Source organism: Chryseobacterium sp. SIMBA_038 (assembly GCF_046535115.1).
Classification (GTDB): domain Bacteria; phylum Bacteroidota; class Bacteroidia; order Flavobacteriales; family Weeksellaceae; genus Chryseobacterium.
Genome location: NZ_JAWRXH010000439.1, coordinates 1 through 236, shown reverse-complemented (window position 1 = coordinate 236; position 236 = coordinate 1). Strand labels below are relative to the sequence as shown.

Below are 236 nucleotides of genomic sequence, written 5' to 3'. Positions count from 1 at the left end.
ATTTGAGTTACCCGAAAAAACATTCCAACTGAATACTGTTGGAATACAAAACTTCACAAGATTATCCAAAGCAAAGATCAACAATATTCTCAACTTCCTGCACAATCAGGAAATCATTTATTATAATGCCAACAAAAGCTTATCATCTCTGGAACTTTTCATCAAGTCAGATGAAATAGATCAATTGCCTCAAAAAGACGCTTATTTCATAGAGCTTCTTCTCCGTGCCATGTCCG

At 35.2% G+C, this 236-nt stretch carries 1 pseudogene; it reads left to right on the top strand.

Annotated features, from left to right (window positions below):
- Positions 1–236, top strand: a pseudogene (locus SB689_RS24190) (RecQ family ATP-dependent DNA helicase); the annotation flags it as partial.